At 60.0% G+C, this 17,476-nt stretch carries 14 protein-coding genes and 3 pseudogenes; 4 read left to right on the plus strand and 13 right to left on the minus strand.

From position 1 onward, the window contains the following. Positions 1-421: 421 nt before the first annotated feature. The 5 genes from rarD to AB4Y34_RS36605 form a co-directional block, all read right to left on the minus strand. The gene (gene rarD, locus AB4Y34_RS36585) at positions 422-1,213 is read right to left on the minus strand and encodes an EamA family transporter RarD (protein WP_368718782.1); all 792 of its coding nucleotides are present in this window, start codon (positions 1,211-1,213) and stop codon (positions 422-424) included. A gap of 234 nt (positions 1,214-1,447) precedes the next feature. After that, positions 1,448-2,377 (minus strand): electron transfer flavoprotein subunit alpha/FixB family protein, encoded by a 930-nt coding sequence (locus AB4Y34_RS36590; RefSeq protein ID WP_368718783.1) that lies wholly within the window; start codon positions 2,375-2,377, stop codon positions 1,448-1,450. Next, positions 2,377-3,126: an electron transfer flavoprotein subunit beta/FixA family protein gene (locus AB4Y34_RS36595; protein WP_368718784.1), complete on the minus strand. Its 750-nt coding sequence runs from the start codon at positions 3,124-3,126 to the stop codon at positions 2,377-2,379. Before AB4Y34_RS36595 ends, AB4Y34_RS36590 begins: the two co-directional genes overlap by 1 nt. A gap of 40 nt (positions 3,127-3,166) precedes the next feature. Then, positions 3,167-3,808: a HutD family protein gene (locus AB4Y34_RS36600; protein ID WP_368718804.1), complete on the minus strand. Its 642-nt coding sequence runs from the start codon at positions 3,806-3,808 to the stop codon at positions 3,167-3,169. Between the two features lie 4 nt (positions 3,809-3,812). Then, entirely contained in the window at positions 3,813-5,000 is a 1,188-nt protein-coding gene (locus AB4Y34_RS36605; RefSeq protein ID WP_368718785.1) for an NAD(P)/FAD-dependent oxidoreductase, read from the minus strand. A gap of 157 nt (positions 5,001-5,157) precedes the next feature. Here AB4Y34_RS36605 and AB4Y34_RS36610 point away from each other — a divergent pair, with 157 nt between their 5' ends. Then, positions 5,158-5,361 (plus strand): hypothetical protein, encoded by a 204-nt coding sequence (locus tag AB4Y34_RS36610; protein WP_368718786.1) that lies wholly within the window; start codon positions 5,158-5,160, stop codon positions 5,359-5,361. A 97-nt stretch (positions 5,362-5,458) separates the two neighbouring features. Next, entirely contained in the window at positions 5,459-7,126 is a 1,668-nt protein-coding gene (locus AB4Y34_RS36615; protein WP_368718787.1) for an electron transfer flavoprotein-ubiquinone oxidoreductase, read from the plus strand. Between the two features lie 203 nt (positions 7,127-7,329). Here AB4Y34_RS36615 and AB4Y34_RS36620 read toward each other — a convergent pair whose 3' ends face one another. The 4 genes and pseudogenes from AB4Y34_RS36620 to AB4Y34_RS36635 all read right to left on the minus strand — a co-directional run bounded on the left by AB4Y34_RS36620 (position 7,330) and on the right by AB4Y34_RS36635 (position 12,016). Beyond that, positions 7,330-8,031: a GntR family transcriptional regulator gene (locus AB4Y34_RS36620; RefSeq protein WP_368718788.1), complete on the minus strand. Its 702-nt coding sequence runs from the start codon at positions 8,029-8,031 to the stop codon at positions 7,330-7,332. 283 nt (positions 8,032-8,314) lie between these two features. Continuing rightward, positions 8,315-9,166: a methyltransferase gene (locus tag AB4Y34_RS36625; protein WP_368718789.1), complete on the minus strand. Its 852-nt coding sequence runs from the start codon at positions 9,164-9,166 to the stop codon at positions 8,315-8,317. A 460-nt stretch (positions 9,167-9,626) separates the two neighbouring features. After that, positions 9,627-10,218 (minus strand): annotated as a pseudogene (locus AB4Y34_RS36630) (transposase); the annotation flags it as partial. Positions 10,219-11,002: 784 nt separating this feature from the next. Beyond that, on the minus strand, positions 11,003-12,016 hold the full coding sequence (locus AB4Y34_RS36635; protein WP_368718790.1) for an IS110 family transposase: 1,014 nt from the start codon (positions 12,014-12,016) through the stop codon (positions 11,003-11,005). Positions 12,017-12,149: 133 nt separating this feature from the next. On the opposite strand from AB4Y34_RS36635, the pseudogene AB4Y34_RS36640 reads away from it, so the two are divergent. Beyond that, a pseudogene (locus AB4Y34_RS36640) lies at positions 12,150-12,500 on the plus strand (EamA family transporter); the annotation flags it as partial. A 30-nt stretch (positions 12,501-12,530) separates the two neighbouring features. After that, complete coding sequence (locus AB4Y34_RS36645; RefSeq protein WP_368718791.1) at positions 12,531-14,210, plus strand: phage integrase family protein; 1,680 nt, start codon at positions 12,531-12,533, stop codon at positions 14,208-14,210. A gap of 522 nt (positions 14,211-14,732) precedes the next feature. Here the strand turns inward: AB4Y34_RS36645 and AB4Y34_RS36650 are convergent. From AB4Y34_RS36650 to AB4Y34_RS36665, 4 genes and pseudogenes are all read right to left on the minus strand, one after another. Next, entirely contained in the window at positions 14,733-15,038 is a 306-nt protein-coding gene (locus tag AB4Y34_RS36650) for an SDR family oxidoreductase (protein WP_368718805.1), read from the minus strand. Beyond that, a pseudogene (locus AB4Y34_RS36655) lies at positions 14,959-15,525 on the minus strand (SDR family NAD(P)-dependent oxidoreductase); the annotation flags it as partial. The gene AB4Y34_RS36650 and the pseudogene AB4Y34_RS36655, both read right to left, overlap by 80 nt. A 139-nt stretch (positions 15,526-15,664) precedes the next feature. Continuing rightward, positions 15,665-16,372 (minus strand): GntR family transcriptional regulator, encoded by a 708-nt coding sequence (locus tag AB4Y34_RS36660; protein ID WP_368718792.1) that lies wholly within the window; start codon positions 16,370-16,372, stop codon positions 15,665-15,667. Then, positions 16,369-17,475 (minus strand): proline racemase family protein, encoded by a 1,107-nt coding sequence (locus AB4Y34_RS36665; RefSeq protein WP_368718793.1) that lies wholly within the window; start codon positions 17,473-17,475, stop codon positions 16,369-16,371. The genes AB4Y34_RS36660 and AB4Y34_RS36665 overlap by 4 nt, the downstream gene beginning before the upstream one ends. Position 17,476 lies beyond the last annotated feature (1 nt).

Below are 17,476 nucleotides of genomic sequence, written 5' to 3' on the forward strand. Positions count from 1 at the left end.
AACAGGGGTTCCTGCATCTCATCCATTCCGCGCATCGCATCCGCTGCCAAAGATCATGAACACGATATCCATAACGCCCGTCCCTCAAACCCCGTTTACACGGGACCCAAATTCAACAGCCTGCTAGAAGCGTTTATAGCGCCGCTGAACGTGAGCGGACATTCATGGGTGGTGAATCCCTGGTACTCTCGGGCTGCGACGGCGCATCGATATGGCGCTCCGGCGAATGGAGTTCACGTGATCGAAGCCGAGATAGGTGCCCGGCTGAGGAACCAATGCGAACTTACCGAGCGCTCACCTAGGAAGTGGAGCAATAGTGACGGCTATTGTGCCGGACATCTGCTTTTCAACATGCTTCATTCGATTTGCGCTGCCGCGGCAGCGTCACGGATGCCAGGTGTCTCTAGATTGCGTTTCCAGTTTATCGTTTGGGCGAACGCATATGCAGTGCGCCGTGTATGCCTATCAGGCCAACCGCGAGCCAGATGGGCGCATAAGTAGCGAGCTTCTGCTGAGTAAAGGATTCCCCCAACAACCCCAGGGAGACAAAGAGCAGCAACACAGGCTCGACATATCCTAAGAGCCAAAAAAGGCTCATCGGCAGAATGCGTCCCGCCATCAGATAACTTGCGAGGGCTGCCGTTGACAACGCTCCGAGGCCCGGCAATAACACGACCAGCAGCTTAATGTTGCCGGACACTGCTGTAAGGCCACGATGATCGAGCACCTGCCAGATCGCGACAGGAAGCAGTATCAGCACTTCGGCTGCGAACGAGGTTAATGCGTCCGCGTCGATCTTTCGCCTTAGGACAAAATATGGAGGGTAACTAAGCACGATAAGCGCGGTTGGCCATGAAAATGCCCCAGTGGACCAGAGTTCGTGGGCAACCCCAATCGCTGCACATCCGACAGCAGTCCATTGCATGCAATCGAGGCGTTCATGATAATAAAATCGCCCAACGAGCACCATGGCCAAGGGTAATAGAAAGTAACCCAGCGAAATTTCGAGCATGCGTCCATGTAGGGGTGCCCACATGAACACCCACAGTTGAACTCCAAGCAACGTGGTGTTGATGAGCATCGCCACGCCAAGCATCGGATGCTTCAGGCCTCGCTGTGCGAGGTCCCTGAGGGCGTGCAACCTTCCGGATAAAAGGAGGAGGATCACAGCAGCAGGGGCTGTCCAGATCAATCGCCAGGAAAAAATCTCCATCCCGGACAGGGGACAGAGAGGAATATTCGGAAAGAAAGCTTAGTACGACCGGTTCCGTAGCTTTGAGAGTTCGCTGGTAATTGACGAGCCGCTTCGTTATTCATTCAATCAAGGAACAGGGAACCCGGTCCAGTTCACGGCGGCTACACATTTTCTCTTTTCCCGTCGGACAAGCGGAGGCGGGCTGCTGTGACTCTCAGGCAGCCCCAACGGTTAAAACGCCACTAGGAGACGTTACAGTGCGGCAGTCAATTGCGGAAGTACGGTGAACAGGTCCCCTACAATTCCGTAATCCGCTACGCCAAAGATAGGCGCCTCGGCGTCCTTGTTCACGGCGACGATCACCTTGGAGTCCTTCATTCCGGCCAGATGTTGGATCGCCCCGGAGATGCCGACCGCTACATAGAGTTGCGGCGCGACAATTTTGCCGGTCTGGCCGACCTGCCAGTCGTTCGGCGCGAAGCCAGAATCGACCGCCGCGCGCGACGCGCCGACCGCTGCGCCAAGTTTCTGTGCGAGTGGATCTAGCAGCGCGAAATTCTCCGCGCTTCCCATGCCGCGTCCGCCCGACACAACGATGCGCGCTGAGGTCAGCTCGGGGCGATCGCTATTTGCCACTTCACGGCGCACGAAGCGCGCGCGGCTGCTGCCTTCCACGGCGGAGCGCGTCTCGACCGACGCCTTACCGCCGGTCGCGGCCGAGGCATCAAACGCCGTGGTACGGATCGTCGCGACCTTGATCGTGTCGTCACATTGCACGGTAGCGATTGCGTTACCGGCATAGATTGGGCGGTCGAACGTATCGGCCGCACGAATGGCGATGACGTCGGAAATCTGCGATGCGTCGAGCTTCGCGGCGACGCGCGGCGCGACGTTCTTGCCCGCGGCCGTCGCGGCGAACAGCACATGCGTGTACGACGGTGCGAGCGTCAGCACCTGCGCCGCGACGTTCTCCGCGAGACCGTCCGCAAGATGCGCCGCGTCGATCAGGATCACCCTATCGACACCTTCGATGGACGCCGCTGCTTCTCCCGCTGCGCGCACGTCGTGGCCCGCGACTAGCACGTGCACGCCGTTATTCAACTGACGCGCGGCGCCAACTGTGTGCAGTGTCGCTGATTTGAGCACGGGGCCTTCATGTTCGGCAATGACAAGCGTGGTCATCAGATCACCTTTGCTTCGTTCTTGAGTTTGTCGATCAGCGTGGTGAAATCCGCCACGCGCACACCGGCCTTGCGCACGGCCGGCTCAATGACTTTCAGCGTCTTCAGACGCGGAGTCACGTCCACGCTGAGATCAGCGGGGGTGACGGTCTCCACCGGTTTCTTCTTCGCCTTCATGATGTTGGGTAGCGTGACGTAGCGAGGCTCGTTAAGACGCAGATCCGTCGTGACGATGGCGGGAAGATCCAGTTCAATCACTTCAAGGCCGCCGTCCACTTCGCGCGTAACGGTGGCTACATCACCCTTGATGTCAATTGCGCTCGCGAAAGTAGCCTGTGGCCAGTCGAGCAGCGCCGCGAGCAATTGACCGGTCTGGCCAGCATCGTCGTCAATGGCTTGTTTCCCGAGAATTACCAGTTGCGGCCGTTCTCGCTCCACGGCGGCCTTCAGCAGCCTCGCGACGGCGAGCGGCTGCAGCTCGGCGTCCGTTTGGATGTGCAATGCACGGTCTGCACCGATCGCAAGGGCGGTGCGCAGCGTTTCAGCGCTTTGCGTCGGCCCGCACGTAACGGCAACGACGTCGCTGGCGTGACCGCTCTCCTTTAGACGGGTCGCCGCTTCGACGGCGATCTCGTCGAATGGGTTCATCGACATTTTCACGTTGCTGATGTCGACGCCCGTTTGGTCCGCTTTCACGCGGACCTTCACGTTGTAGTCGACAACGCGTTTGACTGCTGCCATGACTTTCATATGCTTTCCTTGATACGCGGAAGAGTCTTTGCGCGGCGTATCAGCCGTGCGTCGTTGATCTTATGAGCACAAGCGCGGCATACGGCCTGTGCTCTTTGCTAGGCGTGGAAGAGTCAGATGCGTCGTCTGCTTCACGCTGTGCAGGCGATAGATCGAATGCCGCGCCGCTGGCGTTACGGGTGGCGACATGTGCTTCGGCAAGCGTGGTCGACGCCTTGGAGGCGGCGTCTTGTTTTGTCGGCAGCACAACGGTCGCGCCGTGCAACGTCAGCAGGAGCGCGAAACAGTCGGACGGCACGTGCCGTTCGGCGAACACCGGCACGATGCACGCAGAATAGCGCCCGCGGGTCACCATCGCGTTGAGCTTCATGACTGGACCATTGTGCAGGCTCGCGCGCCAATCGGCGTCGCCGTCGTAGGCCGCGGCGCGAGCAGGCAGAAGTTCGATGCGTGCCGAGCCGCTGTCGAGGGTAACGCCCGCACCATCTACGACGAGCGACACGCGCGTCATGTCCGCGAAGCGCGAGTAATGACCGTCGAGAGCGACATCCGCGAGACTGATACGCCAGCTGCCCGCGTCGTCGATGTTTTCTGCAAGTAATCGGGTGGTGCCGCCATCGTTGCGCCACGGCTGCGGCGTGAATGACGCCAGCGGACGAATCGCGAGGTGAGCGGACCTCATCGCATCAAGAAACTGCACCGAGGCCGTATTTTCCCGTCAAAAGCTCGCCGGTGGCGAAACGTTCGATTGAGTACGGCTTGAGCGAAACGTCGGTGGGCTGGCCAAGGGCTGCTTGCGCCAGGATTTTGCCGACCGTCGGCGACAGTTTGAATCCGTGGCCCGAGAAGCCGTAGCCGACCACCAGCCCGCTGATGCCGGGCAGTGTACCGAGCACCGGGTTCCAGTCTGGTGTCACGTCGTACACGCCGGTCCAAGATGACGCAATGCCTGCCGTCTCATACGCCGGGAAACGCTTCGCAACCTGCGCTCCGACATCGATAACATAGTCCATCGGAATGTCGCCCTGTTCGGTGTCCGCTGTAGTGAGCTTTTCGCCGACCACGCCCTCGCTCACGAGCATCTGATTGCCGCCGTAGCTACGGTAATACAGCATGCCTTGCGACGCGAGGTCCTTGAACACCGGCATCTGGAACGTGTAAGGCGCTTCCACGCATTCGAGCGCGAGCACTGCGTGCCGCTCCGGAGCGATCGGCAGCGTCTTACCGGTCCAGCCCGCGAGCTCCGGTGTCCAGATGTTCTGCGTGCTGATTACGGTGCCCGCCGCGAAGTCGCCCACGTTCGTTGATACGCCGATCACCTTGCTGTTCTCGATCAGCAGCCGGTTGACGGTGACGTTCTCACGGATCGTCACGCCGCCGCGACGCGCAGCACGAGCGAAGCTGGTGGCGGTGAGGTACGCATCCGCGAAGCCGGCTTCCGGCTCGTAACCAATCAGCGCGGCGTCGTCGAAGGTGGCAATCGGCATGCGCTCCTTCGCCTGGCGCGCGTCCAGTAATTCGAGCGGTATGCCCTGTTGTTGTTGCTGGTCAAGAGCGGCCCGAAGCGGCTCGAGTTTGTCGTTGTCCGCGGACAAGATCATGTAGCCGCACTTCACAAGGCCGCTGGAGGCTTCGTCGTCGCCGACATAGTTGGCGAAATTGTTGAACACCGACCACGACTTGCGCGCGAGTTCAACGTTTTCCTTCACCGAGTAGTGCGTGCGCAGAATGCCCGACGACTGAGAGGTAGTCCCTGCGCCGATTGTTGCCCGATCGAGCACCAATACGTTTTTTGCGCCGAGCATCTGCAGGTGAAACGCGACCGAGCTGCCGATTACGCCCGCGCCGATCACGACAACGTCATAAGTGTTCACGGAAAGTCCTTGGATGAAGTGATGACTGGAGTCTGCGCTCGCGATGCGGATCCACGGTCTCAATAAGCAAATCTGATCGCAGTCCATAAGAGTCGCGAAAGCCGATAGGGCTGGCCCGCGTCGTGTCACCATTACCGAAATGATCGGTTTAAGACACATGCAGATCCAATGGCTCGCCTTCACAGATGGCGCTTTTGTGGCCGCTATTTCGATCGGCGTCGCTTTTTTGGCCGGCTTCTCAACACGATGCGCGCTGCGGCTGTTTATGTCGAAGGCCCCTGCGACAGCGCTCGGCGAGGTCGTGGGAATCCTCACGCTGATTGCGGCGGTTGCGTATTTTTATACTGGCTTCACCGTGTAAACGCCAGGCGCGCAGTGGCGGTCAGCCATCGCTTTTCTTCCCTGAACAACGATACCGCTGAGTGTCGTAGGTCGTAATCCCCGAAAATTTTCTTACTATGAATACTCTGCTTGCGCGTGCGCAGCCGCGCGAATCAATGGAATACGACGTCGTGATCGTCGGCGGCAGCCCGGCTGGCCTGTCCGCAGCGATCCGCCTGAAGCAGCTCGCGGCCAACAAAGGCGTCGAGTTCGGCGTGTGCGTACTCGAAAAAGGCTCGGAGATCGGGGCTCACATCCTGTCGGGCGCGGTCATGGACCCCCGCGCCATCACCGAACTGATTCCAGACTGGAAAGAAAAAGGCGCGCCGCTCACCGTCGACGTGACCGAAGACAGGTTTCTGTTCCTCACCGAAACCGGCTCGAAAAGCGTGCCGACCTGGGCGCTGCCGGATAACTTCAAGAATCACGGCAACTACGTCATTTCGCTCGCGAACGTGACGCGCTGGCTCGGTCAGCAGGCCGAGGCGCTGGGCGTCGAAATCTTTCCGGGCTTTCCGGCTGCAGAGATTCTGTATAACGACGACGGCTCGGTCAAGGGCGTTGCGACCGGCAATCTCGGCATCGGCAAGGACGGCGAGCCGACCGAAAACTTCCAGCTCGGCATGGAACTGCACGCGAAATACACGCTCTTCTGCGAAGGCGCGCGCGGGCACCTGGGCCGTCAGCTGAACGACAAGTTCCGTCTGCGCGACGGCGTCGATCCGCAGGTCTACGGTATCGGCATCAAGGAACTGTGGGAAATCGATCCGTCGAAACACAAGCCCGGTCTGGTGATGCACACCGCCGGCTGGCCGCTGGAAAACGACACGTATGGCGGCTCGTTCCTCTATCACATGGATAACAACCAGGTGGTGGTCGGCTTCGTGGTCGGGCTCGGCTATTCGAATCCGTATCTGTCGCCGTTCGAAGAATTCCAGCGCTACAAGACGCATCCGGCGATCCGCGCGATCCTCGAAGGCGGCAAGCGCGTGTCGTATGGCGCGCGGGCGATCACGGCGGGCGGGCTGATGTCGCTGCCGAAGCTGGTGTTCCCGGGCGGCGCACTGGTCGGCGACGATGCGGGCTTCCTGAACGCATCGCGAATCAAGGGCTCGCACGCGGCGATCAAGACCGGCATGCTGGCCGCCGAAGCCGCGTTCGACGCGGTGCAGGCGGGTCGTCAGAGCGACGAACTCACCGCGTACCCGGAAAGCTTCAAGACGTCGTGGCTGCACACCGAACTGCATCGCGCGCGCAATTTCAAGCAGTGGATGAGCAAGGGCCTCTACCTCGGCACGCTGATGGTCGGCATCGAGCAGAAGCTGCTGGGCGGCAACGTGCCCTGGACGCTGCATCATCAGCATTGGGACCATGAAATGCTGAAACCGGCGTCGCAGTGCAAGCCGATCGTGTATCCAAAGCCGGATGGCAAGCTCACGTTCGACCGTTTGTCGTCGGTGTTCATCTCGAACACGAATCACGAAGAGAATCAGCCCACGCATCTGACGCTGAAAGATCCGAGCGTGCCGGTGAAGGTGAACTGGCAGACGTACGCAGGTCCGGAATCGCGCTACTGCCCCGCCGCCGTGTACGAATTCGTGAAGAACGACGATGGCAGCGAGCGCCTCGTGATCAACGCGCAGAACTGCGTGCATTGCAAGACTTGCGACATCAAGGATCCGACGCAGAACATCGTGTGGGTCACGCCGGAAGGCGGCGGCGGGCCGAATTATCCGAATATGTAGCCAGGACCAGGGCTTCCGATAGGCTGCAAGCACCTGAAGTTCTACCCGGGTACCGATATCAGGCAAGAGCAGTTACAACCTCCTGAGGAACGCGAACATCGTGATCCTGTCAGGCTGTGTGGGCGGGTCTTCATTTCTGTGTTGATGCATTTTCGAATTACAGCATGGCGGCACCGACCAAACTACACGACCTGTCCGGCACACTATGAGATCAACCGAGCGATGCGTGCGAGACCGAACGAGATGTGGTTGCGTTGCACAAGTCCAAGAGCGCGCATGTCCCCAGCGCGCAGCGCCAAGCAGCATTCGTCCAGCTCCCTATTAAGATTCCTAAGTTCGTCGTCCCATAAAAGTTCCACAATATTCAGCCTGAGCCGTGAGACTTGCACGTAACAGCGGTTATGCGTTTGGCGCACTTGTCCGTTCGTTACGAGACCGTTGATTACGGAATGCAACTCATCGAGGACCTGCCAGAATGCTCCTGGATTCGGTGGCTTGTGTTGCAGCGTCGTCGCTTTAACCGCCAGCTGTTGCATCCGCTCGAGCGCGTGCGGAGCGTCTGCTGGAGAAAAAAAGTCGCCAAGGATCTCGCTCAACCTTAGCCGGAATGCGTAAGTGTCACGATATTCCCGGAGATCACCGCCCGTGACTATCGTACCGATGCCATTTCTTGTTTCCACGAGGCCTTCATATGCGAGTCTCTGAAGATTCTGCCGAATCGGTGTGCGACTGACGTGGAATTCATCCGCAAGCGCCGTCTCGCGCAGTACGGTGCCGGGGGGATAATACAGCGTGCAGATCCGATCACGTAACGTCTGGTGGATCTTCGATATCGGATAGCGGGTTGCCGGCGCTTTGTCCACGGTGCCAGCTCTTGACAGCCTTGTTTTTGCAACGTGTGACATCAAAGACCTCCCTCGGCGCCAGGCATTAAGACCGTCGCCTGCCGCACTTTAAAAAGCGTCTGCATCCGTTTCCGTGAATTGGGCTCCGCGGAACTGCTAGATTCGAAAGTGGTTGTGCCAACCGTGTGTATTTTCACATCCCACGGCGAAGCGTAGCCAACGGTCCCGCCCATCATGCGCTGTCGCAACGTAGTTAGCCTCTGGTTAAGGGGGCGGCAGCCAACTACCGAATTCTCAACAGCGAGGGGAAGCAAGAACGTTATGCGCGCCCCCGGCGCTCGCCCTAGGTCTCGATTATGTGAGCCGCAGCGTCGTCGATTGGTCGCTCAGATGACGACAATCTCGCTTGCGGAACAACAGATTCGTCGTCGCTGCGAATGACCCTGCTCAGGTCATGACGCAAATAGCCTTCATGACTCTTGGGAGCTATTCCTCGTTTCGATAACTGAAACGAAAGATATTCTTCCCACGAGAACGCATCAAGTCCAAGGTGATGATTAACGTGTTGCTGGTCCTTCATATGTGTTAGAACAACCCATTGATGCCCTAGTGGGTGCGGCGCATCGAGGAGGACGAGCTCTAATCCACATTCCTCCGCGAGCAAACGAAGAGTTGAAGCCTTGTAATACTGAACCTCCGGATACGTCCAGTGTGCGCAGCTGCTGTCTGAACCTCCCGCCAGAAAAGCCGCCACAAATTTACCATTAGGTCGCAAACTCCGCGACACTGATTTTAAGCACCTTGTAATTTGCGTTTTACTCGCGTGCATGAATATGCCGGCGGCAATTATGTAGTCAAACTGGCAATTGAAACTGGTTGTATTCAAACCAGAACTGAATAAAAATCGTGGTCGCTTCAAAGTGACAAGTGCGGAGCCAACCTCCGCCTCGATGCCTTGCCGAAGACACCATTCTTCCGGTTCAATGCCGAAATAGCGATCGGGATTGAGGTACATCAAAGGGAACCTGCCTCCACGCAGTGAACCGCATCCGATATCCAATAAAAAGTGTTCCTCTCTCAACCCCAGCAGAAGCAATGTAACGAATTGCACGGCACCCAAGCGGTCGAAATAATCAGGTGGACCCACCCAGGCGCGATGATCCCTGTCCCCCATCACGTGCCGTTTACTTTGCATTTTGTAGTCCTCAGGTTATCCAAAACTGTTTTCGGCTTGCAGCCAAACGAACGGGTTCAATCGGCAAGCGGGTGTCATCGCGCGGCAACGCTATTACCGCAGTCTGGAGCGATATTCCACAACTCACGCATGACGCCAGCGAACACGCAAGAGACGTGCCGAGATGGTACGGGCAGGCAGGCGATTGCCAGATCGTGTCGGTATTGTCAGGTGTATGCCAACTCGCCATGTCAGTGTCGGAAAAGCGCCCAATGCGAGCGTCGCCGGGTGATTGCGCCAACTCTGTCTGCGGCGAGACTGACGGCCACGGTCGCTAGCACGATCACACCGGTTTTTGGGGCGGCGCCGGGGCTGACCGTGCGCGTTTTACGCACGACGTAAAAGACATAGACCGACCACTCCGGCCGGCATTGTCAACTTGTCGGCAGTGGCACGGACTACTGCGAAGAGTCAATCTCGCTCAGGAGACAGCCGACGGATTGTGAGCGATGCCGGTGAATTCGCGCCACGCAGCGAATCGGGATGCGAGTTGTTTGCGATAGCGTGAAGCCCGTAGCAGGTGTCGCTTGAGCGCGAAGTGCTGCCGGATCAGGCGGAAGCTGGAGAGAAAAGCCTGCGTGCGCTTCGGGTCACGAAATCCGCGCATGCGCCGCTCACGTTCACGCGCAGGCTGATGACTATTCTCTGCCCGGTTGTTCACCCGAACCGCAGCCTTGACGAACACATGTTTGACGTTCGCCAGTTCGGGGATGTCGGCCTTGGCTGCCGGGTGGCTGCGAAGCTGCTCGGTGACAATCCTTCGTGGCGCGTCGGCACAGGCGGCCAGCACGCGGTTGAAGAAGGGCTTTGCTGCGGCCTTATCGCGACGTTTCTGCAGCGGGATGTCGAGTTCGGCGCCGTGCTGGTCGACCGCCCGCCAGAGCAGATTAGGCTCACCGCGGCGCAACGTAACGAAGACTTCGTCAAGGATGCCATGTGCGGCCAGGTTTGCGGCGAGCAGCTTTGACGCGACGTGCGAAGCCCGCGCCGAATTTGTCGCACCAGCGGCGTAGACCGCATTAAATGTGTCACCGTTGCGCTAATAATTTTGTCAACTCGCCGCGGGAAACCGTGTCCGTGCCGGCTCAGCCTTGAGGGGCAAGGATTCCCCGAAGCGAAATAATTGTGTCACCAGCGAAGGTTAGTTGGCAGGGTTGGGCGGCGGGCAGCACAGCAAGGTCTCAGTCCGGCCTATTTTGTTGAAAAACCCCCCTCTCCCGGTGACGTGACCGGTTCGCGAAAAATCGACCTCTCAGATCGCTCCACAAACCGCTCGTGAGCCTCGGTTAGGGCTAAGAGGACCCCTGCAAACCTTGCCAAATTATTGAACGGAGAGTTTTTCAACACAATAGGCCAGAACCGGTCATTCGACATGCGACGACGGATCGTTGACACCCATTAGCGGACCCGGTGTCAAGTGAGCAAACAACACCCTCGACTGCGTGTGCAGCCGATTTCGATTGCACTGACCGAATGCAGTAGCCGAGCGCACCCGTTTCTTCGATTCATGGCTGCGACGGATCGCGCCAGACACCCATCAGGTTCAAGCGATCGGCGTACATCGATTGCCTGTCGCCCTGGTGGCTCTGCCACCCCAGAAGAACGTTGGTGCCGCAACGCGTCCATTGGGTTCGCACAATAGTCGTGGTTGCCGGACGTCCGGCACCAATCCAGGGCTGGCTCGCGTTGCAGGCGATCCGCGTTACTGCACATCGGGGACGGCGGCACGGCATCCCATTCAATTGGGTGGCTTTTCGCCAGTCAACGATCAGGGCTTGCCGGTCGCCGTCGTAACGCTTATGCGAAGCAGCGGGTCACATCAAATGGCTTTCGCTCCTTCAGCATGTGGAAGCACGCACGGGCGAGCTTGTGGGCCAGTGCCTTGCGGGCGATCACTGAATTCGTTTTGGCTTTCTTGCGCTCGTAGAACTGCCTGGCTTCGGTGCTAAAGTGCATCGCGAAGTTGGCTGCCTCGATGAATGCCCAGCACAGGTATGGATTTCCATTCCTGGTATTGCCCTCGCTTTTTTTCTTGCCGTTGCTCATGCGCTGGCTGTCCACGCACCGCGCATAGGAGGCGAAGTTGCCAGCGCTGCCGAAGCGTTCGATGGTCCCGGTTTCCAGCACGATCACGGTGGCAAGCGTCTGGCCAATGCCGGGTACCGTGGTCAGGAGGGTGTAGTCCGGACGTGGCGCGACCTTTTCGTGAAGACGCTTTTCCACGATGGCGATCTGTGCGGAGAGCGTCGCGATGACCGCGACGTTCGCTCGGACCGCGAGCGCCACGTCGTCTGGGAGATGCAGCTGGTCGACAGTGGTCTGGTCCAGTTGCTTGACCTGATTGCTCGTGATTCGCGTACCGGACTGACGCGCCGTAATGTTCTCAACGGCGAGAATGTGGCTGGTGCGGCTGCGCACCAGTTGCATGCGTTTGCGGGCCAGGTCGCGCACCTCACGGTGCTTCGCCGGCAGAATGGTGCCGGTAGGCAGGATGCCCAGGCGCAGCAGGTGGGCCAGATAGCGCGCGTCGGTCTCGTCACCGCTGTGCTTGAGCCCGTCGTATTTCTTGATCGCGGTGGTGTTGGCCAGATGGACCACGTAGCCGGCCGTCTGCAGGCCGTCTACAAGCCAGTACCAGTTGAACGTGGATTCGACCACGACGCCGGCCAGCCCGGTTCGCCACGGAGCAAGGAACGCCAGGATCCTCGCCAGGTCGTTCGGCAGGCGTTTTTCGGCGACCACGGGGTCCGTTTCGTCGATCACGCTCACCACGCTATTGTTCGAATGCAGGTCAATGCCGCTATAGTTCATGATGACCTCCTTCCGGTTAAAGCTGTTTCGGCAAACTCACTTTAACCTCGTCGCCCGGCAGGGCGGCGGGAGGAGGTCCGCTAGATGATTTTCAATTGCGCTCGGTACACAGAAACTCAATGCTGCCTTCAATATGCGCGCCAACCTGTCAGTCTCCAATCCTTCCGCCCAATATCAAGCAATCGCTCTCGTAGTCGTTTCGATGTTTTGTTTCGCGGTCGTCGATGCGCTGGGCAAAGCGGTCGCACTGAACTATCCAGCGAACGAGGTGACTTTCTTCCGCATGTTGTTTGGCGTCGTCCCAGCGTTGTTGGTAAGTCTTCGTGGCGGGCCGTTAGGCAAGCGTATTCGAAACGTCGATCTTCGCGGACAAATGGCGCGTGCGATCACTCTTCTCGGCGCCTCTGCACTGTTTTTCGCGGGCTTGCCGTATCTGCCTCTAAGTGAGGCGGAGGCAATTGTCTACTCAGAGGCATTATCAGTCCATCACTGATTTTGTTCTAAACCGGCGATCGTGAAAACGCGTGAGACCGAACTCCTTGCCTTTCCCGACGACGCCGAACTGGCGGCGCTGCGCGCTTGGTACGCCGGGCTCGACGCCCGAGCAGCCGTCGCCCGCTATCTCTGCGACCGCAAGGCGCCAGGAGCATCCGCGCGCGGCGTCCTCGGCCGTATCCGACGCGGCCTGATCGCATATGCGGCAAGCCGCCATCGCGACGATCTCGCGGAGGTATTCGGCGAAAGGGGTGGCGCGTCGGCCGACACCGTTGCGCGCGCGATCGAAGCGTTGCGCAGCCTGACAGTACCGATGCCACACATTGCCGACGAGATTGACCGGTGGTTGCCACCGCGCGCGGTGGCCGCCCTGCGGGCGCATGGCATCCGCACGCTTGCCGAGTTGACCGTGCGGATTCCGCGCCGGCGCCGCTGGTGGACAGGCATCGCCGGGCTCGGTGTCGCCGGCGCACGCCGAGTGGAGGCGTTTTTTGCCGCCCATCCGGCGCTGACCGAACGGGCGCGGGCGTTGATCGTTGCGGCACCATCCGGGCACATCGTGCCGTGGGAGCAGTTGAGCGTGCCGCACGAAGTCGACGGTTCGCACGGGCAATTCCGTGCACCGCGGGCCGCCTGCCTGCTGAATGCATCCAACGACTACGAGGCGATCCAGTCCTGGCTGTCGATGCATGAATCGGCCACCACGCAGCGCGCCTACCGCAAGGAAGCGGAGCGCCTGATCCTGTGGGCGATCATCGAGCGAGGCCGCGCGCTGTCGTCGCTCACCACTGACGGCGCGATCGCGTACCGGGCATTCCTGCGCCGTCCCACGCCGCACGAGCGTTGGGTCGGGCCGTCGCGGCCGCGGCACAGCGTTGAATGGCGACCGTTCATCGGCGCGCTGTCGCCCCGATCGGTGGCGTACGCACTGAATGTCCTGTCGGCGCTATTTCGCTGGCTGATCGAGCAGCGCTACGTGCTGGCGAATCCGTTTGCCGGCGTGAAGGTCAAGAGCCACGCGCCGCGCGCGGGATTGGACGTGTCGCGCGGTTTCTCCGAGGGCGAGTGGCTGCTGATCCGCACCGTTGCCGACGGCCTCGAATGGTCCTATGGCTGGGGTGTGCCGGCCGCCCAACGCGTGCGGTTTCTGCTGGACTTTGGCTATGCGACGGGCCTGCGCGCCAGCGAGCTGGTCGGCGCGACGCTCGCCGACATTCGCCGGGACGAACACGGCGATCACTGGCTACACGTGCTCGGCAAGGGTGGCAAGCGCGGTAAGGTCGCGTTGCCGCCGCTTGCGCGAACCGCACTTGACCAGAGTCTCCTGCAGCGGGGGCTGCCGGTCACGCCCGCGCGCTGGAACCCGGCGACGCCGCTTGTTTCAAGCCTCGAGGAGGACGGCGCAGGCATTGAGAGCACGCGGCTCTGGCGCGTGCTGAGGCGATTCTTCGTGCTGGTGGCCGATGCCATCCAGGACGAGCGGCCCGGGACGGCCGAAAAATTGCGCCGCGCTAGCCCACATTGGATGCGTCACACGCACGCGTCACATGCGCTGGCGCGAGGCGCCGAGCTGATCATGGTGCGCGACAATCTGCGCCATTCGTCGATCTCCACGACGTCGACCTATTTGCACAGCGACGAAGTGCAGCGCGCCCGGCAGTTCGATCAGGCGTTTGCCGCACGGGATTTCAAGCAGTAGGCCGTTTATACGGAGATCCACATAAGCGCACCAGTTTTCATAACTTCACCGCTTATGATAGGAATTTACGCTTACCTTGTTCGCCCCCCTTACCGTACACCGACCCAAAAGTGAGATATTTCCTTGACGTCGGCGCCGCCCGCTATTTTCAACGCGCCCCACTGCATGTGGTACTTCACGCCGAAGAGCAACTCAGGGAGTTTCTCGCTGGAACGGGAAACTCACTTATTGCCGTAGAGGGGTAACTTTCGCGCTGCTGCGAAAGGTTGTGGGCGGACGAGCCCAGGCTACGGCACCCTTGTCCCGGACGTAGGGAAAGACGGCCAGCATCGCGAGCCGAGCTCACCGCACTCAGATGCGCACAAGGCCGACGCAAACCTCGTGGATCATCACTCTAACGGAAGAACGTATATAGGATTCCTCTATAATTGTGATACTTCAATTATGTCAAACTGTTACGTTGCTGGGCCACGCGCGCCTCGCGGCTCATACGGCCAACGGCCGGGCGACTCGGAAAGCAATCTATCGAATGTAACTACCACCGTTCACGTCGAGGGTCGCCCCGTTAAGGGAAGCTTGTGACGGTCTCAATACAAAGCAGACAAGTTCGGCAATTTCCGACGGAGTGGCAATCTCGCCAATTGGAATATCGGCAACGACCGACGACTTGCCATGCTTTGCGATGTAATCCTCTGCTATCTCGGTGGAAACCCATCCGGGCGAGATCCACGGCTGTAGCGCCGTCGGCACCGAATGAACGCGCGATAGACTTCGAGAGGTTCGCAAGCGCTGCCTTCGTCGCGCCATAAGGCATCGCGTCGGCCGCATATCCCCGTTGACCCGCGCGGGTCGACATATTGACGATGCGCCCGCCGCCGTTCTGTCGGAAGTGCCTGATCGCTTCGCGACAAAGATTTGCCGCTGCGAACACGTTGACCTGAAACTCCTTCTGCCAGACCGCACGCCACTCATCCGGCTCCGAATCCACGGAAATCTCAGTGCGTATTCCGGCGTTATTGACGAGGCCGTGTATGCGATCTGCAGCCTGGACCGATGCGCGCCACAGTTCGAATGCTCCGTCCGAAGTAGCCAGGTCGCCCTGCACGATGAAGCCATTGCCGCCAATGCGCTCGAGGAGCGCCTCCGCCTTTTTGCGGTCACGTTCGTAGTGAATAACCGGGCGCGCGCCCTCCAAGGCTAGCCCCTCGACGATCGCCGCGCCAATGCCGCCCGAAGCGCTGTGACAAGAACATTTTGCCCATGAAGTGTTTGATTCAAGTGCCGCTCCTTCCTTCCAAGGACGGTTGACTCGCATGTCGCGCACAGCATCGGAATCTTTATGTGTACCGCTGCGGGTAGCGGCGCATCCCCGCTACCTGCTCTGAAGCGTACTCGGACATACCAATCGCGGATTGTCGAAAAACAACCTCAAGGACCTGCGCTTCTGCCGCCGGTTACAACAACGCCATCGATTCCGTCATGTTCTGACGCATGTAGTCGAGGAAGCGTTTCTGGAACAACATCGTGTGCTCGTGCGCAAGCCTTTCCGCCGCCTCAGCGTCCTTGCGCGCAATCGCGTCGATCAATTCCGCGTGATCACGCCCGAGTTTCGTCACCGTCGGTGACGTGACCGTGTAGTCGAAATGCAGATGCAGCAGCCGTTGCCCCTCGCCGAGCAGACGCTCGTAATAACCGACGAAGTACGGATTGTTCGCGGCATGCGCGATGGCCATGTGCAATGCCTTGTTTGCTTCCGACATCGCCTGGAAGTCGCCGCTATCGACCGCCTGCATGTAGACGTCGTCGGCCTTCTGGATGCGTGCAAGGTCTGCGTCCGTGCGGTGCTGGGCGGCAAGCCGGGTTACCGCGCGCTGGATCAGGTCCAGCGCGGAGATGTACTTCGGGAATTCTTCGATTTCGAACGGCGTGACGAGTGTCGTCCGGTTGGGCAGGATGGTCACGAGACCCTCGCTGATCAGCCTGGCGAGCGCATCGCGCACGGGTGAACGCGACAGGCCGAACTGCGCGGCCAGCGACACTTCGTCCAGCGGCGCACCGGGCTTGAGCTGCAGCGTCAGGATCTGCTTTCGCAACTCTTCGTAGATGTACCGTCCGCCGTGCCGGCGACCCTGTGTCTCTGTCTCGCTCGTACCTTTGCTCATCGTTTCACCGCAGTCGTCGTGGGCCCGGAAAGACGGGCGCGGTCAAGTTTACCATCGCGCGCATCTCTCCTCAGACCTTCGGAAAACCCCGAGCCCCACGTGTCGCTGAGCATGAAACCCGCTGCCAGCGGATCGTCGGGATCGACTCCAATCTGCTGGATGCCATATATCCACGCGCGGCCGCGTACTCGCGGGAGCACCGCCGGCCTGCCTCCCACCTCGGTTTTCCCCAGCAGTTCGATGTCGAACTCACCGCCGATCGTCGAGCGCGACTTCAGCCAGCTGCCGATGTCCACCAGGCCGCGCGCCGCGAGCGTCGCGAGGTTGGCCGAACTGCCCGTCCCGCACGGCGACCGGTCGACGCGTCCGGGCGGCAGCGTCGTGCAGGTCTGGTACAGCGTGTCGCTGAGCCGGTTGCGGAACATCACGTACGCGACCTCGTTGATCTGCGGATACAGCGGATGCTGGATCCGGATCTGCCGGTTGATCACGCCCTTGAACTCAACGCCAAGCTCGGCGAGCGCGCGTGCGTTTTCGGGCGCGATGCTGAGCCCTATTTGCGCCACGTCGATCAGCGCGTAATAGACCCCGCCAAAGGCGATGTCCGCCCTGATGGCTCCGAATTGCGGTGTCTCGAAAGCGAAGTCCAGTTGTTCGACGAACGCGGGCACCATATCAAGCGACACGCTCACGCAACGTCCATCCGCGCACGTTGCGCGAGCGGTCACCAGACCCGCCGGCGTATCGAGCACCACAGTCGTTTCCGGCTCCTGCATCTCGACCATGCCGAGTTCGAGCAGCGCCGTGACGACGCAGATCGCGTTGCTGCCGGACATCGGATGCGCCTTGTCCGCCTGCAGCACGATGAAGCCGGCGTGTGCCTCGGGTCGCGTCGGCGGCAGCAGCAGATTGACCGACATCTGCAAACAACCGCGAGGCTCGAGCACGACGAGTCTGCGCAGGCTGTCGTCGACCTCGTTGATGTAGTTCATCTTGTCGAGCATGGTCGCACCGGGAATGCCGACGACGCCTCCCGTAATGACCTTGCCGATCTCGCCCTCGCAATGCACGTCGACGAGCTGCAGCGTTTTCTTCCAGCGCATG

Origin of the sequence: Paraburkholderia sp. BR10954, assembly GCF_040965775.1 — a bacterium.
Classification (GTDB): domain Bacteria; phylum Pseudomonadota; class Gammaproteobacteria; order Burkholderiales; family Burkholderiaceae; genus Paraburkholderia; species Paraburkholderia youngii.